This is a genomic window from Candidatus Palauibacter sp., assembly GCF_965208055.1.
Taxonomy (GTDB): domain Bacteria; phylum Gemmatimonadota; class Gemmatimonadetes; order Palauibacterales; family Palauibacteraceae; genus Palauibacter.
In genome coordinates this window covers 911,493-933,742 of sequence record NZ_CBDBNY010000004.1, presented here as the reverse complement: position 1 = coordinate 933,742, position 22,250 = coordinate 911,493, and the positions used below count along the sequence as shown (strand labels likewise).

Sequence of the window (22,250 nt, the reverse complement as noted above, 5' to 3'; positions counted from 1 at the left end):
CCTCCGTGGCGGGATCCGGTGCCGGGAGCGGCCCGCACTGCCGGAAAGTTGCCGCCTGGCTCGATGATTTCCTCGACGTAGCCGGAATCGAGGACTACCCCTTCGCCCTGAACGGACTGCAGGTCGATGGGCGCCGCGCCGTCGTCCGCATCGGTGCGGCGACGGATGCCTGCCAGGCCACGATCGACCTCGCGGCCGATGCGGGGTGCGGGATTCTCCTCGTCCACCACGGACTGTTCTGGGGCGGCCTGCGTCCCTTCGTCGGCCCCGCGTACGAGCGCTGCCGCCGCCTCGTGGAGAGCGGGATGGGGCTGTACTCGGCGCACCTTCCGCTCGACGCGCATCCCCGGATCGGCAACAACGTCCTCCTCGCCGCCGAACTCCGCCTCGGAGACATCGAACCCTTCGGGTCCTTCAAGGGAAACGACGGGATCGGCGTCATCGGCGCGGTCGACGCGTCTCGCGGCGAACTCGCGGCTCGGGCCGAAGCCGTCTGCGGACGCGCCCCCGTCGTGATCCCCGGGGGGCCGAAACGCGTGTCGCGGCTCGCCATCGTCACGGGCGGGGCGGGTTCGATGATCGAGGCCGCCGCCATGGCGGGAGCCGACACCTTCCTCACGGGGGAGGGGAACCACCATACGTACCACGAAGCGATGGAGCTCGGAATCAACGTGATCTATGCGGGCCATTACGGGACGGAGACGCTCGGCATCCGGGCTCTGGCGGCGCGCGCCGCGGAGCATTTCGGCGTGGAGCACACCTTCTTCGACGTACCGACAGGGCTCTAGTGTGGTGTCGCAGCAATCCCACGGCCATTCGAGCGCCGATGCATCCGCCCCTGCGGCGTTGCTCCTCCTCGCAATAGCTCTGCTATTCCTCGTCGGAGCGCCTTGCAGTACTCGGCGCCTCGACGCTCTCGGTGGCTCGCGGACTTCTGCGACACCACACTAGAAGACCGAGACCTTGAGGTCCGTGAGGTAACGATCCGGACGTTCGCGCACGTCCCGCAGGAGGAGGGCGAGTTCCTCGCCGGCGGCGCGCAGCGTCCCCAGCGTCTCCAGCAGTTCATCGTGGGCCGTGTCTTCGCGCAGGAACTTCCCGAGCGTTCCCTCGCCGCTTTCCAGCCCCCGCGTGATCTCCGCGAGGGATCGGCCGGCGGTCGAGAAATCCGCGCTCGCGCCGGCGAGCCGGGACGAGAGCGTGTCGAGGTTGGCCAGCGTGCGATCGACTTCCTCGGACCCGGTCATTCCCGCGAGCCGGCTCGACAGGGTGTCCATGTTGGCGAGCAGGCTGCCGATCGACGTGCGCTCGGTCTCGAGAATCCCGGCAAGTTCCCGCATCGCGAGCGTGAAGGCTTCCGATCCGGAGACGACGTTCTCGGTCAGGCCGCCGTCGAGCAGCGATTCCATCTCGCCGATCAGGGAGCCCACCTCGTCCCCGAGGGTCGACGCCAGCGACGTGAGGTCGGATCGGCGGTCGAGGGAGAGCGTATCGCCCTCCGTCAGCGCCCGGGCACTCGTCCCCGGCGTGAGCTCGACGAGCTGCTGGCCCAGGAAACCGTCCGGTTGGATGGTGCCCCGGGTGTCCGCCGGTAGCTGGACCCGCGAGGAGAGCGTCATCGCGAGGACGACGCGCTCCGCTTCGAGCGCGACTTCGTCCACCGTGCCGACCTCCACCCCGCGCAGCAGAACGGGCGATGCGGTCGCGATCCGGTTCGCGTTCGCCGCGATCCCCCACACGCGGATCGTGGGGCCGCGAAACGGCGAGCCCGATATCCAGAACAGACCCGCCACGATGACAGCCGCGGTAAGGATGACGAATACGCCGACCCGGACCTCGACGCCGCGGTCGCGCAGCCCCGGATCCCTCACGCGGGACCCCGCGTGGGCGCCGCGTCGAGAAACTCGCGCACGGCCCGGTTGTCCGTCTCGCGCAGCTGTTGCGGCGTACCCTCCGCCGCGACGACGCCGTCCGAAAGGAGGACGATGCGGTCGGACAGGAAGAAGGCGGACTCCACGTCGTGGGTCACGACGATACTCGTCGCATCGACTTCCTCGCTCACGCGCGCGATCAGCCGATTGATCCGGGTCGCGTTGACGGGGTCCAGCCCCGTGGTGGGCTCATCGTACAGGACGTAGCGGCGCTTCCCGATGATGGCGCGCGCGATGGCGACCCGCCGCTGCATGCCTCCGGAGAGTTCGGCCGGCAGGAGCGTCAGCACTTCCGGATCGAGGTTCACGTGATCGAGCGCGGCGCGGACCAGTTCCTCGCACCTGGCGGCGCGGCCGCGACAGAAACCGGGTGGGAGACCCATCAGCAGGTTTCCTCGTACCGTCATGGAATCGAAGAGGGCGGAATTCTGGAACACGTAGGCGGTTTTCGTGCGAACGGCGGCCATCTCGGCGCGGTCGGCCGACGGTACCGAAATCCCGTCGACGAGGATATCTCCGGCGTCCGGATCGAAGAGGCCGACGATGTGTTTGAGGAGGACGCTCTTGCCCGTCCCTGACGGCCCCATGATGGCGAGGGTTTCACCTTCCCGCACATCGAGGTCCACGCCGCTCAGGATCGGGCGCCCCCCGAGCCACTTGTGCACGCCGATGATCCTGATCACGTGAGCGTCTTGTACACCGGACCGAGTACGGTGTCGAGGACCATGATCGAGACGATGATGGCGACCACCGCCCTCGTCGCCGTGCGGCCCACACCCGCCGCTCCGCCGCTCGCGCGCAGCCCCACGTGGCTCGAGATGAACGTGATCGCGAATCCGTACGCGACCGCCTTCACGAGCGAGAAGATGAGCGCGCCGTGGTGATAATATCCCTTGGCCCCATCCACGTACTCTCCCGTACTCAGTCCGAGGATGCCGACCGATGTCACGTAGCCGCTGAAGATCCCCATCGCGTTGGCGAGCATGACGAGCGGGATCAGAATGAGGGTTCCCGCCACGACCCGCGGGACCACGAGTTCCACGACGGGATCCCGGCCCATCGTCAGCAGCGCGTCGATCTGGTTCGTCACCTTCATCGTGCCGAGTTCGGCCCCGATCGCCGCGCCGACGCGTCCCGCGAGGACGACCGCCGTCAGGACGGGCCCGAGTTCCGTGAGCATGCCGCCCACGACGCCGCCCGCGACGATCTCCCTCGGCAGCCCCGGGGAGAGTTGATACATCGTCTGCTGCGCCATGACGGCGCCGGAGAGGGCGCCCATCAGCAGCACCAGCGGGAGGCTGTCGAGGCCGATGAACTTTGCGTGCTGGATCGTCTCCAGCGCGTACCGGCGCGGATGGGCGAGCGCGCGGAACGTCGCGACGCCCAGCATGCCGGCCCTTCCGGCGTGGAGCGCCGCGGCGCGGGCGGACCGGCCGGGCGCGGCGAGGAGGTTCGGCGCCTTCAACGGCTTTCGTGCCTCTCCGCGTCCGGTATCTCCAACTGCGATTCCGGTCGCGGAACGCCGTCGAGCACGTCCACCTCGATGCGAATCGCCTCCCATAGCCGGTGCATGCGTCTCGGGTCGTCTCCGAACCGGGTGACGAATTCATCGAGTTGCTGTCCGGTCACGCCATGCTCGTCGAGCGCCGCGGCCCGCACCGAGTCGCCCTCCGCCGCGTCCGCGTACTTCGCCCGCGCCCAGCTGAGCCTGGCCATGACCTGAACGTAGGTGTCTTCGTCCAGGCTGCCGCCGGATCCGCCGCAGCCGACGGCCGCGAGGCCCGCGACGAGCAGGATCGCCTTCATGACCGCCCCGTCGCGGCGCGCGCGCTTCATTCGGAGGCGCGCAGCGAGGCGCGGTAGAGCCAGAATATGAATCCGACCGCGGCCGCCGCGCCGATCCAGCTCGCGGCCGTCTCGAATCCATCCGGCGCGAACCTCATGAGGCTGATCACGTCCGTGCTCTGCCAGACCGCGAACGGGATCGCGAGGAGGATGCCGACGAGCGCCTCTCCCGTGATGAGTCCCGAAGAGAAGAGGAGGCCGCGATGGTTCGCCTGTCGGACGGCGCCTTCGTCGCCCCCGCCGCGCGTCACGGCCCGGCCCACCAGCCACGCCACGATCCCGCCCACGAAGATGGGGACCTCGAGTTCGATGGGCAGGTAGATCCCGACCGCGACGGCGAGGACCGGCACCCGCAGGCTGGAGCCGCGCGCCTTGAGGGTCTGGTCCAGGCCGATCACGCACGCCGCGATGAACGCCCCGATCCCGATCATCCCCCACGGGAGATTGCGCGAAAAAACGCCGTCGGCGACGGAAGCCATGAGCGTCGCCTGCGGCGCCTCCAGCATCTCGTCCGGGTCCATCCCCTCGCGCGGCAGGACGCCGCCGAGCCCGTACGCCTCGAACAGGAGGCCGAGGATCGGCGCGATGACAAGGGCGGCGGCGGTGACGCCGATGAGCTGCATGATCTGCTGCTGACGGGGGGTGGCGCCGACGATCCGGCCGGCCTTCAGGTCCTGCATGTTGTCGCCCGCGATCGCCGCGGCGCAGGCGACGACGGCCCCCACGAGGATGGCGGTCGCGGCCGCGGACAGCGCCTGGGGCGCCGAGACGGTGAAGTCGACCTGCAGTCCCAGAAGGAGATAGAGGATGAGGGAGATCGTGAGGATCGTGGCGATCGTCACGCCCGAGATCGGGTTGTTCGAGGACCCCACGAGACCGGCCATGTAGCCCGCGACCGAGGCGAAGAGGAATCCCGCCAGGAGAGCGAAGACCGTCCCGAGCCCGAGCACGAGCCAGTAGAGTCCGGGCGTGATGGCGAGCGCGCCGCGGTCGATGACGAGCACGAACACCGCGAGGATCGGCAGCGCGAGCGCCACCGTCCCGATCCCGACGAAGTTGATCGGCATGTCCCGCTCGGTGCGGGGGATCTCAGGGCCCCCGTCGCTCGCGCGCGCGGCGCGCAGCGCCTCGATGGAGGACCGCACGCCATCTCTCACGGCGCCCAGGAGCGAGACGAGGGCCCATATCCCGCCCACGACCATGGCCCCCACGCCCATGAACCGAATCTGCGCGCTCCAGATCGCGGCGGCCGCGTCGTAGCCGCTCGCATCCCCCGTGATGCCGGCCACGACCTGCGGGTCCGTGATCGCCATGTAGATGGGGATCCCCGCGAGCCAGGAGATCGCGCCGCCCGCGAGCACGAGGCTGCCGACGCGCGGTCCGACGATGTATCCGACGCCGAGCAGGGCGGGGGAGAGGTCGCTTCCGACCCCGAACACGGAACGGCCGACCGTAACGCCGTGTTCGATGGATGAGCCCGCGATCTTGAGGCCGGTCTGCGAGAGCTTCATCAGGGCGGCCGCCACGCCCCCGAAGGCGATCAGCTTCGCGCCGGAGCCGCCGCTGGCCCCGGCTTTCAACACCTCCGCCGTCGCCACGCCCTCCGGGAAGCGCAGATCCGCCTCGACGATGAGGGCCCGCCTGAGCGGGATGGTGAAGAGGACGCCGAGAATCCCGCCGCAGAGCGCGATCCCCATCGTGGGCAGGAACGGGAACCCGGCCCAGTGGCGGAGAAGGATGAGGGCGGGCAGGGTGAAGATCACGCCGGCCGCCAGCGACTCGCCCGCGGATGCGGCCGTCTGAACGATGTTGTTCTCGAGGATGTTGTGCTCGCGGAACATCCTGAGGATCGCCATGGAGATCACGGCGGCCGGGATCGACGCGGACACGGTGAGGCCCACCTTGAGGCCCAGATAGGCGTTTGCCCCGGAGAGGACCGCGGAGAGGAGGATGCCGAGGACGATCGCCTTGCCGGTGATCTCGGGCAGGGATTGCGAGGCGGGGATATACGGCTTGTGTGCGCCCGATTCCGAGGCGCCGCCTGCTGCGTCCGACATGGGCATCCCTCCAGGTTGTCCCGGTCCCGACACGGGAAACGATCGAGTCCTCATGGGGCGGGATCGACCGCTGGGACGCTAGTCGCGGGTCCGGCAGGGGTCAACACGGGAGCCCCTGCCGAAGTGGCACCGCGTGAGGGCCCCCGGCGGTCCCGTTCACCGCCTGATCGGCGGTCATCCCGCCGTTCCGGCGGATAGGGGTCTCCGAACCCGGCGCAGGGGGAGGGCACGGGGATTGCTCATGAAACGGGGAGGCCGCGGCCCGACGGCGGCGGTTCGACGCGAACACCCGCGGAAACACGGAAGAACACGTAAGCGACACGGAAGAACTTCGAGGCGGCGAATAGACGATGATCCCGAACGACAGACTCACGCTGAAGGCCCGCGAGGCCCTGAACGATGCGACCCTCGCGGCGCGCCGGTCGGACAACCCCGCCGTCGAGGACGTGCATCTCCTCGCGGCCCTGCTCGCGCAGGAGGGCGGCGTCATCGTGCCGGTCCTGCAGACGCTGGGCATCGACCTTCCCGATCTGGAGACGCGGCTCGAGCGGGCTGTGCGCCGCCTGCCGAGGCAGAGTGGAGCGGCGCCGGCCTTCAGCCGCGAGCTCGACCGCGTCCTCGACGCGGCCGACGCGCTCGCGGGGGAGATGGGCGACTCGTATGTGACGACCGAGCACCTCCTCCTGGCCCTCGCGGGGGAAAAGGCCTCCACGACGGGCCCGCTGCTCCGAAACGCCGGCGCGGGTCCGGAAGCGACACGGAAGGCGGTGGAGGAGGTCCGGGGTCCGCATCGCGTGACGGATCAGGATCCGGAAGGGAAGTACCGCGCGCTCGAACGGTACGGTGTCGATCTCACGGCCGAGGCGCGCGCCGGGAAGCTCGACCCGGTCATCGGCCGGGACGCGGAGATCCGCCGCGTCATGCAAGTCCTCTCGCGGCGGAGGAAGAACAATCCCGTCCTCATCGGCGAGCCCGGCGTGGGCAAGACGGCGATCGCGGAAGGGCTCGCGCAGCGCATCGTCGCGGGGGACATCCCCGAGTCACTCCGGAACAAGCAGCTCGTGCAGCTGGACATCGGTTCGATGCTGGCGGGCGCCAAGTACCGGGGCGAGTTCGAGGAGCGCCTGAAGGCGACGCTGAAGGAGATCACCGAATCCGGCGGCCGTTACGTCATCTTCCTCGACGAACTCCACACCGTGGTGGGGGCCGGGGCGGCCGAGGGGGCGGTGGACGCGGGGAACATGCTCAAGCCCGCCCTGGCTCGGGGCCAGCTTCGCATGGTGGGCGCGACGACGCTCGACGAATACCGGTTGCATATCGAGAAGGACCCGGCTCTCGAGCGGCGGTTCCAGCCGGTTCTCGTCGGCGAACCCGGCGTGGACGAGACCCTGGCCATCCTGCGCGGACTCAAGGAGCGCTACGAGGTGCACCACGGCGTACGGATCACGGATCCCGCGCTCGTGAGCGCCGTGCGCCTGTCCGACCGCTACATCGGCGACCGATTCCTGCCCGACAAGGCGATCGACCTCGTGGACGAGGCCGCGTCCCGACTCCGCATCGAGATCGACTCGATGCCGGAGGAGATCGACGAGCTGGATCGCAGAGTCACTCAACTCGAGATCGAGCGCGAGGCGCTGCGCGAAGAGGACGATGCGCGGAGCCGGGGGCGGCTCGCGGAGCTGGAGGGCGAACTCGCCGCGGCGCGCGAGTCGCTCGCGGGACTCAACGCCCGCTGGATGCGCGAGAAGGACACCATCGAGACCGTTCAGCGCTTCAAGCGCCAGATCGAGGAACTCGGCGTGGAGGCACAGCAGGCGCAGCGGCGCGTGGACCACCAGCGCGCGGCCGAAATCCTGCACGGAGAATTGCCGAAGCGGCGGACCGAACTCCTCGCCGCGGAAGCCAGGTTGAAGCAGATCCAGGACGAGGGCTCGTTTCTGAACGAGGAAGTCGGACCCGGCGAGATCGCCGAAGTCGTGGCGAGCTGGACCGGGATTCCGGTGGCCCGAATGCTCGAGGATGAGAAGGACCGTCTCGCCACGCTCGAGGAGCACCTGCACCGGCGCGTCGTGAACCAGTCGCACGCCATCACGGCCGTGTCGGATGCCGTGCGCCGGAGTCGTGCGGGACTTCAGGATCCGAACCGTCCCATCGGGAGTTTCATGTTCCTCGGCCCCACCGGTGTCGGGAAGACGGAGACGGCGAAAGCGCTCGCGGAATTCCTCTTCGACGAGGAGTCCGCCATGGTCCGGATCGACATGTCCGAGTACATGGAACGGCACGCGGTGGCACGTCTCATCGGCGCGCCGCCCGGGTATGTCGGATACGAGGAAGGCGGACAGCTCACCGAGGCCGTGCGGCGGCGTCCCTACACCGTGGTGCTGTTCGACGAGATCGAGAAGGCGCACCCGGAAGTCTTCAATGTCCTCCTCCAGATCCTCGATGACGGGCGGTTGACGGATGGCCGCGGGCGCACGGTGGACTTCCGCAACGCCGTCCTCATCATGACGAGCAACATCGGAAGTTCCAGGATCCTCGCCCGCTCCGAGGCCGGCGAGTCGTGGGAGGGGACGGAGGCGGAGGTCGAGAATGCCCTGCGCGGCCGCTTCAAGCCGGAGTTCCTCAACCGGGTGGATGAGATTCTCGTCTTCCAGCCGCTGAGCCGGGAGCACCTCGAGTCGATCGTCGGGATCCAGGTGGACCGGGTGGCCGCAATGCTGGCGGAACGGGACATCCGGATCGAGGTCGCCGGACCGGCCAGGCGAAGAATCGCGGAGGTCGGGTACGACCCCGCGTTCGGGGCGCGCCCGCTCAAGCGCGCGATCCAGCGGCTCATCGCGAACCCGCTCGCCATGGCCTTCCTGGAGGGCCGCTTCCGGGAAGGCGACGCGCTGCGCGTGGAACTCGAAGAAGACGGCGACGGGCTGCGCTTCGTGCCGGTCGTACCCGATTCGCGGAAGGGGGAGGAATGAACCCGGGAATTCGCGTCGCGGTCATGGCCGCGGCCGTGGCGGGTTTCGCGCTCGCCGGCTGCGCGTCGCGCGGAGACGCCGGGAGGCGCCCCGGCATGGACATCTATGGAGCGGAGTCCGCGGAGGCGGCCATCGCGCGGTTTCTCGATGCCGCGAGGCTGCGCGACTACCCTGCCATGGCTCGGCTGTTCGGAACGGATGAGGGCCCGGCGGACCGTCGCTGGGGGCGGGCCGAGACGGAACAGAGGATGTTCGTGCTCGCGAGCCTGCTCGCGCCGCGCGCCTACGAACTCCGCCCGAATCCCGTCTCGGCGGCCGGGGGCGCCTCGCGCTGGATGGTGGATCTGACGGGGACGCGCAACGGGGATGTGAGCGTCCCGTTCATCACCGTTTCGGATGGGAGCCGCTGGTTCGTGGAGCGCATCGGGACGGAGGGACTCCGGACTCCGTGATCCCGGAGGGCCGCTCGTGGTAGCGGCGGAGTCGCTGCGGGTCCGCACCCGCGAGGAAGGCCGCACGTAACGTCCAGTGCTTAACAACGGTGGCAAGGAAACCGGTTTCCCAGCGACGGCTCGAGGTACGCGCCGCGAGGGCGAGAAGGCGAAACCGCGTGACTCGCCGCACGGCCCGGACGAAGGTCACGTCTTCGAAGAGGGGAAGGTCACCGAAACCCCCGCATGCTTCGTATGCGTCGCGCGTGGCGAAGAGGGCCTGATCGCCCGTGGCGGTTTTGAATCGGCGCGTCCGCCAGTTCACGCCCCATTCGAGCAGGCGATAGCGCCATCGGCGCGCGCGCGGTTGAAGGGCGAAGCGGAAACAGCCCGCCTCCGCGCCTCCGCGAACCGCGGCGCGGATGGCCGTCGCCCCACCATCGGGAAGCCATGTGTCGGCGTGCACGAAGACGAGAACCTCTCCGGCGGCGGCCCGGGCCCCGGCGGCGAGCTGGGCGCCGCGATTGCGGCGGGTCGACAGCACGCGGCCGTGAGGGGCCGCGATCTCCGTCGTGCGATCCCGGCTGCCTCCGTCGACGACGATGATTTCCGCCTCCGGGCCGAGGGCGGACCTTGCGCGCCGGAGCGTCTCATCGAGCCGCGTTTCCTCATCGAGCGTCGGCACGATGACGGAGAACTCCGGCCGGGGACGCTGCGACCTCCGTGGCGACCCTCTGGGGGGCTCGGGGGGCTCCGGCTCCTGCGTCACCCTCGCTCGGGATCCTCCCGCATCTCCAGGAGAACTCCGTTCAGCGAGCGGGGATGCAGAAAGGCAATGCGGGCACCGCCGGCGCCGCGGCGGATCCGCGGCGGTATGGCCTGCGCACCGGCCGCTTCGGCGCCCGCGAGGGCGACCTCGAGATCGTCGACGCGCACGCAGACATGGTGGATGCCGGGGCCGCGCCGGTCGAGGAAGCGGGCGATGGGCGACTCCGGGGTCAGGGGAGCGAGCAATTCGATCCGGCCGGCGTCCTCGCCGAAGAAGGTGGCCCGAATGCCCTCCGAGGGAACGGTTTCCTCCCCGGACGGCGACCGGCCCAGGATGGCGGACCACTGCCGCACGGCTTCCGGAAGCGAGTTGACCGCGATTCCCACGTGGTCGATAATGGGCGCGCCCGGAATGCGATTGCCTTGGTTCACTGCGGCCGGAAACCCTTTCGGAGAACACGAGCGGTGGCGCCGGGGTACGAAACCTCACCTGCGCCCGCGCGCGGGAACGTATTCCGGACCCCGCGCCGGAGCCAGTGAGGAGAAGCGGTTCCTCCCGGACGGGTGGGCGGGGCGGCACAGGAACAGGAGATTCGAATGGCTGAAGTTGCGAACGGAGGGCCCGTCGAGATCACGGATGCGAACTTCGCGGACGAGATCGAGGGCGCGGAGGGCCTGGCGATGGTGGATTTCTGGGCGGAGTGGTGCGGCCCGTGCCGGCTCGTCGGGCCGATTGTCGACGAACTCGCGCAGGAGTATTCGGGGCGCGTCACGATCGGAAAACTCGACGTGGATGCGAACCCGCAAACCGCATTTCGCTTCAACGTGCGCTCGATCCCGAGCATCCTCTTCTTCAGGGACGGGGAGGTCGTGGACACCCTCGTGGGGGCGCACCCCAGGGATTCTCTCGAGAGAAAGATCCTCGAGCACGCCTGAGGGGCGCCGCCGCCACGGGCCACGCCGACTCCGCGCCCCCCGGCCCTGGTGGCTTCGGGGGGCGCGGGCGCATCGGGCGCCGAACGGGAGACGAGGACGCGTGTCGTGACGGGAACGCTCTACGTGGTCGGCACGCCGATCGGCAATCTGGACGACATGCCGCGGCGTGCGGTCCGGATGCTGCGTTCGGTCGACGTGTGCTACGCGGAAGACACGCGGCGCACGGGCAAGCTGCTCGCGCGGGTGGAGGCGAACGTCCCGTTGCGATCGCTGCACATGCACAACGAGCGGGCACGGGTGGAGGAGTTGCTCGCCGCCCTCGCCGCGGGCCGCACCGCGGCGCTGGTGTCCGACGCGGGCACGCCGACCGTATCCGACCCCGGCTGCCGGGCGGTCGCCGCCGCCCGCGAAGCGGGGCACGAGGTGCTGGCGGTTCCCGGTCCTTCCGCCGTGCTCGCGGCGCTCTCCGTGTCCGGCTTTCCGGCGGATCGGTTTCTTTTTCTCGGATTCGTTCCCCGGCGGGGCGGCGAACGCTCTGCCTGGATCGACGATCTCCGCGCCTGCGTGGACACCGCGGTCGCGTTCGAGGCGCCCGGGCGACTGGTCGCGCTCCTCAGTGAGTTGACCGAAGCGGGCCTGGGGGAGCGGGCTGCCGTCGTCTGCAGGGAGCTGACGAAAATGCACGAGGAAACCACGGCCGGATCCGTGCGCGAGCTGGCGTCCGCGTTCGCGGCTCGCGAGGTCCGGGGTGAGGTGACGATCGTCTTCGGGGACGGTGCGGCAGGCAACACGGCAGGCAACGAAGCGCCCGATCTGGCGGTCCTCATGGAAGAGGCGCGACATTGGTCGCGCGATGGCCTGCGGCGGCGCGAGATTGCCGGCCGCCTGGCTGCGGAGTTCGGTCTGAGCCGGAACGAGGCCTATCGCGTGAGCTTGCAGGTTCAAGAGGCGCCCTCGGAATGAGTGACGGATTCGGCTTCGAACGGCTGGCCGCCGCCTGCACGGCGGCTCGAGCGCGGGCCGCGGCGACGGCGGCGGCTTCAGCCGTTACGCTGGGCGGTGCGCTGATCCTCGTCCTCTCCCTGCTCCCGGTTTCCGCTCGGGAAGGCCGCGGCTCGCTCGTGCCGCTCGCGCTCGCCCTCGTGCTGTGGGCCGGCCTCGCCGGGCTGACGTGGATCGTCCGACGCGTCTGGCGCGCGTTGCGTCCGCATGCGGTGGCGGAGGAGGCGGACGTTGCGGCGGGACTGGGGGCCGGCGACGTCCGCTCCGCGATCGAGCTGGAAGGGGCGGAGGCGGTTGGGGGCGCCGGTTTGGCCGCGCTCCACCGCGCGCGTGTATCCGAGGCGCTGGGGAACGCCGCGCCGCGCGGGCTCCTGCCGGTCAGCGGCCCGGGGTGGAAGCGGCGGATTCGCCGTTCGGGTGTCGCCGTGACGCTCATGTTGCTCGCGATCTCGGCGGCCGCGCTGCTGCGCCCGCAGCCCACGTTCTCCGCCGCCGCGGCGCTGGGCGCGCCGTGGCGCACCGCCTTTCCCGCGCCGCTTCCGCCCCTCGGCCTGACCGGCGCGGCCGGTGTACCGCGCGGAGAAGCGGCTGTGCTGTCCATCTCGGCCACGGGACGCGACCGGGTCGACCTGGTGTGGCGCGCGGCGGGCCGGGCGCCCGAACGGACCCTCCTGGAGGTATCGGCGACCGGTTCGGCGCAGGGCCGCACCGCGCCGATCATCTCTCCCACGGCGGTGTGGGCCGAAGACCGGGAGGGCTTCTCGAGCGACACCCTTCTTATCCGTCCCCTCGAGCCGCTTCTGGTCCAGGATCTCCAGCTCACCGTCGAATTTCCGGCCTATCTCGGGCGCGCGTCGGAGCGTTACCGGGGTCGGATTCCGCCGCTGGTGGCGCCGGAGGGTACGAGATTGCGGTTGAGCGGGGAGACCAACCTTGCGCTCGATGGCGGGGCTCTCGCATGGGAGCCCGGCGACGGTGAAAGCGGCGAGGCGGCAGCCCGAATCCCGCTGGAGATCGCGGGCTCGCAGTTCGCCGTTTCGTGGGTTCCGGAGCGGACAGGCGCCTGGGCGTGGGAATTGCGGGCCGAATCGTCGCTCGGCGCGCCCATCGTCCCGGACCCGATCCGGGTGCACGTAGTCCCTGATCTTCAGCCGCGCATCCACCTCCTTTATCCGGCCCCGGACACGATCCTGGGCTACGAGCGCGTGATGCCGGTGATCGTGGACATGGAGGACGACATCGGTCTCCGCCGAGCCTTCGTTCGCAGCTGGCGCTCGGGGTTGGGCAGTGAGAACGCGGAGCGACGGGAGGCGCTTTCTCCCGAACCGGCCGGGGCGGCGCGCGCGGTCTTCCGGCACCTGCTCGACCGCAGCGCGGAATCCTTCCTGCCCGGGGATACGCTGTTCTACCGCTTCGAGGCCTTCGACGGACACCCGGCCAGGGGGCCCGCGCTTTCCGACGTCTTCCTGCTTCGCGTTCCGACCTTCACGGAGATTCGGGATCAGCGCGCGGAGCAAACCGAGGCCTTGTCCGACGCCGCGCAGGCCCTGGAGGAGAGTCTGGAGGCGTTGGCCGAGGCGGCGGCCGACGCTGCGCGGCAGACGGATGCCGAGGGGGACGACAGCGAGGAGGTCCGGTTCGAGGCCACGGAAGAGGCGCGGAGCGTACTCGATGAGGCGCAGCGGTCCGAGGCGGAGTTCGATGGGGTGGAGGAACAGCTCCAGGCTCTTCAGGAGGAACTCGAAGCCTCGCCGCTCTCCGACCCCGCGCTGCAGGAGCAGTTGCAGCGTCTGGCCGAACGCTACGAGGAACTGGCCGCGAGCGGACTCGAGGAGCAGATCGAGGCGCTCGCGGAAGCACTGCGCGAGCTGGATCCGGAAGCGGTGCGCGAAGCGCTCGAACAGCTCTCCGACGATTACGAGAATCTGCGCGAGCAGGTGGACCAGACGCTCGGCATGCTCGAGCAGGCTGCGCTCGAACAGGCGATGAAGTCGGCGCAGGCCAACGCGGATGAACTGGCGCAGGAGCAGAGGGAAGTCGCCGGCGAGACGGATGCCGAGGCGTTTCAGGAGGGCCAGGAGTCTCTCGTCGAACAGGCCGAGGCGCTGGCGGAGCGCCTGGCCGAGCTGGAGGCGGAACTCGAGGCGGCGGACCGGGAGATGGCTGCGGACTCGGCCCGGGCCGCCGGTGAGCGCACGCAGGAGGCCCTCGGGAAGATGGCCGACGCGCAGAGTGGAGCCGAAACGTCCCCGTCCGGAGAGCCGGGCGAGGTCGGCGAATCGGAGCGGCAGGCGGCGGAGGAAGCCGCGGAGGCGCTCGAACAGGCGGCGGGCGCCCTCGGTTCGGCGCAGCAGGAGATGAGCGGGGAGCAGGGAGAGGCCGCCGTCGAGTCGCTGGCTCGCGCACGGAGCGAGGCGCTCGCGCTGGCAGAGGAGGAGGGCCGTCTGTCGGAGGCGACGCGCGGCGAGAATACGGCGGATCCGGCATCCTGGCGCGCGCAGCAGGGGGCCGTGCGTCAGGGATTGGAGAATCTGGTCGAGAGACTCTCCGAGGCCGGGAACGAGGCCGCCATGCTCGACCAGCGTACCGGGGCGGCGGCGGGCGAGGCGGCGGAACGCATGGATCAGTTGCTGGACCGGCTCGCGGGAGATGGCGCGCGGCGTCTCCCGTCCCGGGCGGAGGTCGAGGGCATCCAGGAGTCGCTGAACTCGCTGGCCCGACATCTGCTCGCGAGCGAGGAGGCGGCGCGGGCGGCCGGGCAGGAGTCCGCCGGCCAGGACGCGGCGGATCAGATGAACCAGCTCGCGCAGCAGCAGCAGGCCGTGACGCAGGAGACGAGTTCGCTCCTCATGCCCGGCCCGCGGCCGTCGGGAGAGGAGCGGCGGCGCGAGGAGATCGTGCGGCGCCAGGAGGAGGTCGCCGACGAACTCGGAGAGCTGGAAGATCCGGAGGGCGACCTGCTGGGACGTCCCGAGGAACTGGCGGAGGAGGCGGCCGAACTCGCACAGCAGCTCGAGTTGGAGGGGCCCACGCAGGAGACGCTTGAACGACAGCGCCAACTCTTCCGGCGCATGCTCGACGCGGGGCGCTCGCTGGAGGATGAGGATCTCGACCCCAACGAGCGGGAGTCGCGCGAAGCCACGGCTGCGCCGGGGACCCCGCCGCCGATCGACCCGGAGCTGCTGCGGGGACGCCGCTACCCGGCGCCCACGGAAGCCCTGCTCCGGGAGCTGCCGCTCTTCTATCGGTCGCTGATCTTCGAGTACTTCGACCGGCTGAACCGCGTGCCTCCGGCAGGCGCCGCGGCCCGGCGGGAGCCCTGACGTGGATCCTCCCCGGTTCCGGTTGCCCGCGGGCGGGATCCGCGGAGCCATGCGGATGTTCGCGCTCCTGGCGGCTGTTTGCGGCGCCCAGTTGCCGATGGTCTCGGCCGTGGCCGGCCAGGCATCCGCGGCCTCGGAGCAGCGCACCGTGGCGCGGGCGGAGCGCCTTCGCGCGGGCGGACGGGCCGCGGAAGCCGCATCCGCCCTGCGCGAACACCTGGCGAGGGCGCCCGCGTCGCCGGGCGCGCTCGCGCTGCTCGGCGAACTGGCCCTGGAGTCGGGCGAGGCCGCCGCGCTCGTGCCGTACGCGGAGGCCGCCGTTGCCGCGGCCCCGGACGAGGAGGTCGCCCGGCTGTGGTGGGTGCGGGGCCTGACCGGCGCGGGGATGCTCGATTCGGCCCTCGCCGTGAGCGACCGCTGGCTGAAGGAAGCCCCCCAACTCTCCGCGGCGCGGCTGGCCCGCGCCGATGTCCAGCTTGCGGCGGGGGATTCCGCGGGGGCGATCCGGACGCTGGGCGACGCCGCGACCCCCGGCAGGGAACTCCTCACGCGCTTCGCCGACCTCCTTCTCGCTGCGGGTGACGGCGATCGGCTGGCCGCGGCCTGGGTCGAGCTTCTCGCCCTCGCACCGCCGGCGACGGACGAAGTGGAAACGGGCCTCCGGGCGACCGAGGCCCAAGGGTCCGCCGTCGATGCGGCTTCCTTCGAACGGCTGCGCGGGCGTCTGGCCGACCGGCGGGACGGAGCATCCCGGGCGGGAGCCATCGTCGCGCTGCGGCTGGGGCGCGCGGAGGCGGCCCGGGCGTTGGCCGAGGCGGCGCCGATGCCGGACGACGCGGAGGCCGCCGCGTTCCTGCGCGAGTATGTGCGCGAAGCGGAGGCGGCGGAGCTTCCCGGCGAGGTCGCCTGGTCCGCCCGGCGGCTCGTCGGCCTGAGCGCGCGGCCGGCGGATCGCCTGCGCTGGCTCGCGCTGTCCGGGGAGCAGGCGCTGGCCGCGAGGGATACGGCTTCGGCGCGGCGGGCGCTCGAGGAACTGACGCGGGAGAGCGCCCCCGGCGACGGCCCGCACCAACTGGCGTCGCGCCGCCTGTTCGGGCTCCTCGCGGCCGACCCCGCTTCGCTGGATGAGGCGGCCTCCGTACTCGACCGCTATGCGAGGCAGTATCCGGACTCCGCGGCGGCCGAGGCGGGGATGCGAGGGGACCTTGCGCTCGGCCACGCCCGGGCGGGCGACCTCGGCACGGCGGAGGCGCTGGTAGCCGACGCCCGCCAACGGATTCGCGTCGCCTCGTCGGGACGGCTCGACGCGGCGGCGGCACGACTGGCGCTGTACGCGGGCCAGCGCGATTCCGCGCGGGAGCGGGCGAGCCGGAGCGCCCGTGAGGCGGAAATCGGAGCGGCGGAACGGACGCGCCGCCTGCGGCTGCTGACGCTCGTACAGGCGGCGGATACGGCGGAGGTCCGCATCGCGGGCGCCGCCGCGCTCGGCCTCCTCACCGCTCCGGAGGCGTTCGACCCCGGGCCGGCCCTCCGCGATCTGGCCGGCCGCCCGGCGTCGAGCGGCCGTGCCGTCGTGCTGGGCTTCATCGCCGAGGCCGCGGAAGCCGCAGGCCAGACCCGCATCGCCGGCGCCCTGCGGCGCCGGATCGTCCGCCAGCACCCGGGAAGCCCCGAAGCCCCCGCCGCTCTCCTGGATCTCGCACGCGCGTCCGCCCCCGACGACGCCGGGTCCTGGCTGGAACAGTTGATCGTGGGGTATCCCCGCAGCGCCCTTGCGCCGGTCGCGCGCCGCATGCTCGCCGAACTCGATGGAGGAGGCCGATGAAGGCCGAGACGAAACGAAGCGGCATTCGATGCCGCGTTCGATGCCGGATTCGATGCCGCGTTCGATGCCGCCTCCCGCGCCGCCTCCTGCTGGCGGGCCTGGCCTCGCTCGCGGGCGCCTCGGGGCTCGGAGCGCAGCTTCTCGTCCCCATGGACCGCGAACAGGAGAACCACCTCAAGGCCTACGGGTATGTGTTCGGCAGCCTCTCGGAGGGCCAGTCGGCCGAATGGCTCCTGAACTACCGCTCCGGGTCCTTTCTCGTCTCGGATGCACCGTCCAACCGCCGGCGAGCCGCGCTCATGGGCGTGACCGTGGAGGCGCTCGACGGTTCCGATGTGGCGAGGATCCGCCGTGAGGTCGAGACGCGGAACATGGAGGCCGTGCCCCTGGAGAAGGCGCCCACAATTGCGGTCTACACGCCGCCCAACAGTTCCCCGTGGGACGATGCCGTGACGATGGCGCTCGAGTACGCCGAGATCCCCTACGAGCGGATCTGGGATCGGGAGGTGCTGTCCGAGGAACTCGAGAACTTCGACTGGCTGCACCTCCATCACGAGGATTTCACGGGGCAGTATTCGAAGTTCTACCTGACGTACGCTTCCTCGGCCTGGCTGCAGGAGGAAGTCGCCCGCAACGAGGCGATCGCGCGCGAACTCGGGTATCCGAACGTGCCCGCCCTGAAGAAGGCCGTCGCGGCCCGGCTCCGGAGCTACGTCGAGGGCGGCGGTTTCCTGTTCGCGATGTGCACGGCGACGGAAACGCTGGAGCTGGCCCTCGCCGCGGCGGGCACCGACATCGCGGCCTCCTTCGCGGATGGGTCGCCGCCGGATGCCGCGGCGAGCGACAGGCTCCGCTGGGCGGACGCGCTCGCCTTCCGCGACGCCGTGCTCGTGATGGACCCCACGCTCAGCGCCTTCAGCGATATCGACGGTCACCAGGTAAACACCCCCTGGAGGGTCGATCTCGGCAGCTTCTCGCTGTTCGATTTCAGCGCCAAGTTCGATCCGGTTCCGGCCATGCTGACCCAGAACCATCGACGCGTGCTGCCCGACTTCTACGGTCTCACGACGACCTTTCGGAAGGAACGCCTGCAGCCCGGCGTCACCGTGCTTGCGGAGGAGGAGGCGCGCGGACGCGTGAAGTACCTCCACGGGAGCCTCGGCGAGGGCACCTTCACGTACCTCGGGGGACACGACCCGGAAGACCCCCGCCACCTGATCGGCGACGCCCCGACGGACCTGGATCTCCATCGTCATTCCGCGGGCTATCGGCTCATCCTCAACAACGTCCTTTTCCCGGCCGCGAAGAAGAAGAAGCTGATCACATGAGGGCTTCGCCCCGGGCGGTTGGCCGGTCCGCTGGCCGGTCGAACGGCCGCCCCAGGTCGGGGACCTCGGCTGGCGGGTAGACCGGTGTCCCGCGCCCGAACCGAAGGGTTCGCCGACCGGAAGCGCGAACGCGATCGTTCCCAGCGCCGGACCCTGGCGGTTGGGTTGCTCGCCTCCGTCGTCCTGCACGTCCTGCTTCTGATCGTCGCGGGCGGCGTCCGTGTGGATTCGCTTCCGTTCACGCTCCCGCCCATCGAGACCGTGCCCGCGCCCGACGCCCTCGTCGTGGTCGAGATCGCGCCGATCCTGCCCGAGGATCTTCCCGAGGAACCCCGGCCGGAGCCGCCCGAGGAGGAGATCCCGGAAGTCGAACCCGAGCCACTCGAAGAGGAGGAAGAAGAGGCGGAGGAAGAGGAAGAAGGGGCGGAGGAAGAGCGAGCCCCCCTCCCCGGAGCGCCGGGCCTGATCGTCGCCGGTCAGCCGACGGCGCCGGAAGGGCCGCGGGGCCGGACCAACGCCTCGCGGCTCCGACTCCGCTTCAGCGACGCGCGCCTGTGGTTCGACCCGCAGTCCCCCCGGCTCATCGGCGAACGGCTGGTCCAGTTCGCCCGGGCGGACAGCGCGGTTCGGGCGATTCTCCGCGACTGGCTCGACAGCCTCCAACTTGAAGACGACGTGCGGCGCCGCGCGCGCGACTGGACCTTCGAGCGCGATGGCAAGCGGTGGGGATTCTCGGAGCAGGGGATTCACCTCGGCGACGTCACGATCCCGATCCCCATCGGGTTCGCTCCCACGGGGCCGCAGAGGCGTGCCTACGAACAGGCGATCCGCGACCTGACGGCCATCCAGATCCAGAACCTCCGGGACGACGTGGAAGCCGCGGCGGCGGAAGCGCGGGCCCGCATGCGGGAGCGCTCCGAGGAGGAGGTCCGCCGCCGGCGTGGCGACACGCTGCGCGTTCGCGGACCCCCGTAGGGTCCGAGGGCTCCGTGGTTCCGAAGCCGCGGCGCCTCCGTTAGACTGAGCCGCAGCCTGGACGCCGGGGGGTCTCCCCGTCGCACCGTTGGTTCTCTCGACACCGCAAACCGTCAGTCAGGAGCCGCCCCTTGGGTGACTCTCAGCCATCCACCGAGCTTTCCTCCCGCTACGATCCCGCGGGGCTCGAACAGCCGCTGTACGAGCGCTGGGTCGACGCGGGCCTGTTTCACGTTCCCGCCGCGGAGGTCGAGCGGCCCTACGTGATCGTGATCCCCCCGCCCAACGTCACCGCCGCGCTGCACATGGGTCACGGGCTCAACAACACCCTGCAGGACGTCCTCATCCGTCGGCGGCGGATGCAGGGATACGACGCCCTGTGGGTGCCGGGCACGGATCACGCCGGGATCGCGACGCAGAACGTCGTCGAGCGGCAGTTGCGCGCGGATGGGCTCACTCGTTTCGACCTCGGTCGCCAGGCTTTCGTCGAGCGGGTGTGGGAGTGGGTCGACGAGTACGGAGGGCGGATCATCGACCAGTTGCGCACCATCGGGTGTTCCTGCGACTGGCAGCGGACGCGGTTCACGCTGGACGAGGGCCTCTCCAACGCGGTACGCGAGGTCTTCGTCCGTCTCTACGAGAAGGACCTCATCTACCGCGGCCGCTACATCATCAACTGGTGTCCCCGCTGCCGCACCGCGCTCTCGAATGAGGAAGCGGAGCACCGCGATCTCGACGGCAAGCTCTACCGGTTGAAGTACCCTCTGGCGGCCGGCGGCCACGTGGAGGTCGCGACGACGCGGCCGGAGACGATGCTGGGCGACACGGGGCTCGCGGTCTCGCCGGACGACGAGCGGTACAGGGACCTTGTCGGCCGGGAAGCCGAGTTGCCGCTGGTGGGACGGCGTCTCCCGATCGTGGCGGACGAACACGTGGACCCGGAATTCGGGTCGGGCGTGGTGAAGGTCACGCCGGCGCACGATCCGAACGATTTCGAGATCGGGCAGCGCCACGGGCTCGAAGCGCTCGATGTGATGACGGACGGGGGGGCGATGAACGACGCCGTCCCGGAGGCCTACCGCGGCCTTGACCGCTTCGAGGCGCGCCGTCGCGTCGTGGCGGACCTCGAGGCGGGCGGCTGGCTCGTGGGCGTGGAGGACCATGCCCACGCCGTCGGGCGGTGCTATCGCTGCGACACGGTCGTCGAGCCGCGCCTGAGCCTCCAGTGGTTCGTCCGCATGAAACCTCTCGCGGAACCGGGGCTGGCGGCCTGCGAGAGCGGGGAACTGCGCTTCCATCCGGAACGGTTCGGCCGCGTGTACCGCAACTGGATGGAGAACATCCGCGACTGGTGCATCAGCCGGCAGTTGTGGTGGGGACACCGGATCCCCGTCTGGTACTGCGACGCCTCCGATTGCGGCGAGGTCGTCGTCTCCACCGAGGACCCGGACGACTGCCCCGCCTGCGGAGGCGGACTGCGCCAGGACGAGGACGTGCTGGATACCTGGTTCAGTTCGTGGCTGTGGCCCTTCTCCACGCTGGGCTGGCCGCAAAAGACCGGGGACCTCCGGTCATTCTATCCCACGGCGACGCTCGTGACGGCGCCCGAGATCCTCTTCTTCTGGGTGGCCCGCATGATTATGGCGGGTTTCGAGTTCATGGGAGCGTTGCCGTTCACCGATGTGCTGCTGAACGGGACGGTCCGGGATCACCTCGGCCGGCGCATGTCCAAATCTCTCGGGAACGGGATCGATCCTCTCGAAGTTGTTGAACTGTATGGTGCTGACGCCATGCGCTTCACGCTCGTTCGAGGGTCGCCGCTCGGAACCGATATCCAGTTGGACTACGAGAATCTGGAAGCTGCGTTCCGCCCGGGGCGCAACTTCGCGAACAAGATGTGGAACGCGGCGCGTTTCGCGCTGCCGCACGCGCGCCGGGACGGCGCCGGGGAGGCGCCGGAGCCGACGGCGCTTGCGGACCGGTGGATCCGGAGCCGCCTCGCGCGGGTAACGCACGAGATGGATGCGGCCTACGAGGGCTATCGCCTCCACGAGGCGGCGGAGGCCGGCCACTCGTTCGTATGGGGAGATTTCTGCGACTGGTACCTGGAGTTGGCGAAGCACCGGTTGAGCGGCGGCGGCGAGTCGGCGCGGGAGGTGGGGCACACACTGACGCTCGTGATGCGGGGCTGGCTCTCGCTCCTCCATCCGATCATGCCCTTCGTCACGGAGGCGATCGCCGCGAAGTTGCCGGACGCGGACGGCGCGGGTTCGCTCGTTACGGGACCGTGGCCGGACTGCCCCGACGACTGGATCGATCCCGCTGCAGATGCGGGGATCGAGGCGCTTCAGGAGTTTGTGGGGGCGGTGCGGACGCTGCGCGCGGAATACGGCGTGGCGCCGGGAACGCGGGTTCGGGTCCGGGTGACGGACGCTTCGTCGGCGCTGCGCTCGGCTCTGGCCGAGGAGGAGGACAGCATCGCGCGCCTGGCGGGACTGTCCGGGATCGAGCGCGTCGCGGAGGGCGCGAGCGCGGCGTCCGCGGACGGAGCCGGGGCGCACGCCGTGCTCCGCTCGGGCGGAGAACTCTTCCTCCCGTTGGAAGGGGTCATCGACCTGGAGACCGAATGCGGCCGCATCCGCGCCGAGTTGGAGCGTACGGCCGACCTGCTCGCGCGGAGCCGGGGAAAGCTCGAGAACGCGGGGTTCCTCGGTAACGCGCCCGAGGAGGTCATCGCACGGGAGCGGACGAAAGTGACGTCGCTGGGAGAACAGCGCACTCGGCTTGAGGAGAAACTCCGATCGCTGCGGGCGGGGGTCTGACACGCACGGGGCCCGGAACCTCCGGGCAGGGGCCG

The 22,250-nt window shown here is 70.4% G+C and carries 17 protein-coding genes; 10 read left to right on the top strand and 7 right to left on the bottom strand.

Going from position 1 to position 22,250, the window contains the following annotated elements:
• Positions 1-5: 5 nt before the first annotated feature.
• Positions 6-788 (top strand): Nif3-like dinuclear metal center hexameric protein, encoded by a 783-nt coding sequence (locus tag ACOGXI_RS04400; RefSeq protein WP_419937667.1) that lies wholly within the window; start codon positions 6-8, stop codon positions 786-788.
• A gap of 159 nt (positions 789-947) precedes the next feature.
• Here ACOGXI_RS04400 and ACOGXI_RS04395 read toward each other — a convergent pair whose 3' ends face one another.
• Genes ACOGXI_RS04395 through ACOGXI_RS04375 form a run of 5 tightly spaced genes read right to left on the bottom strand, consistent with a single transcriptional unit; the run spans position 948 to position 5,833 of the window.
• The gene (locus ACOGXI_RS04395; protein WP_419937666.1) at positions 948-1,871 is read right to left on the bottom strand and encodes an MlaD family protein; all 924 of its coding nucleotides are present in this window, start codon (positions 1,869-1,871) and stop codon (positions 948-950) included.
• Positions 1,868-2,614 (bottom strand): ABC transporter ATP-binding protein, encoded by a 747-nt coding sequence (locus ACOGXI_RS04390; protein WP_419937665.1) that lies wholly within the window; start codon positions 2,612-2,614, stop codon positions 1,868-1,870. The genes ACOGXI_RS04395 and ACOGXI_RS04390 overlap by 4 nt, the downstream gene beginning before the upstream one ends.
• On the bottom strand, positions 2,611-3,396 hold the full coding sequence (locus ACOGXI_RS04385) for an MlaE family ABC transporter permease (protein WP_419937664.1): 786 nt from the start codon (positions 3,394-3,396) through the stop codon (positions 2,611-2,613). Before ACOGXI_RS04385 ends, ACOGXI_RS04390 begins: the two co-directional genes overlap by 4 nt.
• Complete coding sequence (locus ACOGXI_RS04380) at positions 3,393-3,767, bottom strand: hypothetical protein (protein ID WP_419937663.1); 375 nt, start codon at positions 3,765-3,767, stop codon at positions 3,393-3,395. The genes ACOGXI_RS04385 and ACOGXI_RS04380 overlap by 4 nt, the downstream gene beginning before the upstream one ends.
• Positions 3,764-5,833: an OPT family oligopeptide transporter gene (locus ACOGXI_RS04375; RefSeq protein ID WP_419937662.1), complete on the bottom strand. Its 2,070-nt coding sequence runs from the start codon at positions 5,831-5,833 to the stop codon at positions 3,764-3,766. Before ACOGXI_RS04375 ends, ACOGXI_RS04380 begins: the two co-directional genes overlap by 4 nt.
• A gap of 350 nt (positions 5,834-6,183) precedes the next feature.
• Here ACOGXI_RS04375 and clpB point away from each other — a divergent pair, with 350 nt between their 5' ends.
• Positions 6,184-8,805, top strand: a complete 2,622-nt coding sequence (gene clpB / locus ACOGXI_RS04370; protein ID WP_419937661.1) for an ATP-dependent chaperone ClpB — start codon at positions 6,184-6,186, stop codon at positions 8,803-8,805.
• The gene (locus tag ACOGXI_RS04365; protein WP_419937660.1) at positions 8,802-9,257 is read left to right on the top strand and encodes a hypothetical protein; all 456 of its coding nucleotides are present in this window, start codon (positions 8,802-8,804) and stop codon (positions 9,255-9,257) included. Before clpB ends, ACOGXI_RS04365 begins: the two co-directional genes overlap by 4 nt.
• Here ACOGXI_RS04365 and ACOGXI_RS04360 read toward each other — a convergent pair.
• Positions 9,190-9,921, bottom strand: coding sequence for a TIGR04283 family arsenosugar biosynthesis glycosyltransferase (locus ACOGXI_RS04360; protein WP_419937659.1), 732 nt, complete (start codon positions 9,919-9,921; stop codon positions 9,190-9,192). The genes ACOGXI_RS04365 and ACOGXI_RS04360 overlap by 68 nt on opposite strands.
• 80 nt (positions 9,922-10,001) lie before the next feature.
• Positions 10,002-10,436 carry a methylmalonyl-CoA epimerase gene (gene mce, locus ACOGXI_RS04355; RefSeq protein WP_419937658.1) on the bottom strand — a complete coding sequence of 145 codons (435 nt, stop codon included), beginning with the start codon at positions 10,434-10,436 and terminating at the stop codon, positions 10,002-10,004.
• 165 nt (positions 10,437-10,601) lie between these two features.
• Here mce and trxA point away from each other — a divergent pair, with 165 nt between their 5' ends.
• The 7 genes from trxA (at position 10,602) to ACOGXI_RS04320 (ending at position 22,215) form a co-directional block, all read left to right on the top strand.
• On the top strand, positions 10,602-10,940 hold the full coding sequence (trxA, locus tag ACOGXI_RS04350) for a thioredoxin (RefSeq protein ID WP_419937657.1): 339 nt from the start codon (positions 10,602-10,604) through the stop codon (positions 10,938-10,940).
• Between the two features lie 105 nt (positions 10,941-11,045).
• Positions 11,046-11,903 carry a 16S rRNA (cytidine(1402)-2'-O)-methyltransferase gene (rsmI, locus tag ACOGXI_RS04345; protein WP_419937656.1) on the top strand — a complete coding sequence of 286 codons (858 nt, stop codon included), beginning with the start codon at positions 11,046-11,048 and terminating at the stop codon, positions 11,901-11,903.
• Positions 11,900-15,265 (top strand): hypothetical protein, encoded by a 3,366-nt coding sequence (locus ACOGXI_RS04340; protein WP_419937655.1) that lies wholly within the window; start codon positions 11,900-11,902, stop codon positions 15,263-15,265. The genes rsmI and ACOGXI_RS04340 overlap by 4 nt, the downstream gene beginning before the upstream one ends.
• Before the next feature lies 1 nt (position 15,266).
• A complete protein-coding gene (locus ACOGXI_RS04335) occupies positions 15,267-17,090 on the top strand; it encodes a hypothetical protein (RefSeq protein ID WP_419937654.1) in 1,824 nt (607 codons plus the stop codon).
• Positions 17,087-18,418 carry an asparagine synthetase B gene (locus ACOGXI_RS04330; protein WP_419937653.1) on the top strand — a complete coding sequence of 444 codons (1,332 nt, stop codon included), beginning with the start codon at positions 17,087-17,089 and terminating at the stop codon, positions 18,416-18,418. The genes ACOGXI_RS04335 and ACOGXI_RS04330 overlap by 4 nt, the downstream gene beginning before the upstream one ends.
• 84 nt (positions 18,419-18,502) lie before the next feature.
• On the top strand, positions 18,503-19,393 hold the full coding sequence (locus tag ACOGXI_RS04325; protein WP_419937652.1) for a hypothetical protein: 891 nt from the start codon (positions 18,503-18,505) through the stop codon (positions 19,391-19,393).
• 131 nt (positions 19,394-19,524) lie between these two features.
• Entirely contained in the window at positions 19,525-22,215 is a 2,691-nt protein-coding gene (locus ACOGXI_RS04320; RefSeq protein ID WP_419937651.1) for a valine--tRNA ligase, read from the top strand.
• Positions 22,216-22,250: the final 35 nt, after the last annotated feature.

What these genes read in the sequence shown, in the direction of transcription:
- ACOGXI_RS04380 (WP_419937663.1), bottom strand. Translation starts at nt 3,767, where the DNA reads ATGAAGCGCGCGCGCCGCGACGGGGCGGTCATGAAGGCGATCCTGCTC.
- ACOGXI_RS04375 (WP_419937662.1), bottom strand. Translation starts at nt 5,833, where the DNA reads ATGTCGGACGCAGCAGGCGGCGCCTCGGAATCGGGCGCACACAAGCCG.
- clpB (WP_419937661.1), top strand. Translation starts at nt 6,184, where the DNA reads ATGATCCCGAACGACAGACTCACGCTGAAGGCCCGCGAGGCCCTGAAC.
- ACOGXI_RS04365 (WP_419937660.1), top strand. Translation starts at nt 8,802, where the DNA reads ATGAACCCGGGAATTCGCGTCGCGGTCATGGCCGCGGCCGTGGCGGGT.
- trxA (WP_419937657.1), top strand. Translation starts at nt 10,602, where the DNA reads ATGGCTGAAGTTGCGAACGGAGGGCCCGTCGAGATCACGGATGCGAAC.
- ACOGXI_RS04340 (WP_419937655.1), top strand. Translation starts at nt 11,900, where the DNA reads ATGAGTGACGGATTCGGCTTCGAACGGCTGGCCGCCGCCTGCACGGCG.
- ACOGXI_RS04330 (WP_419937653.1), top strand. Translation starts at nt 17,087, where the DNA reads ATGAAGGCCGAGACGAAACGAAGCGGCATTCGATGCCGCGTTCGATGC.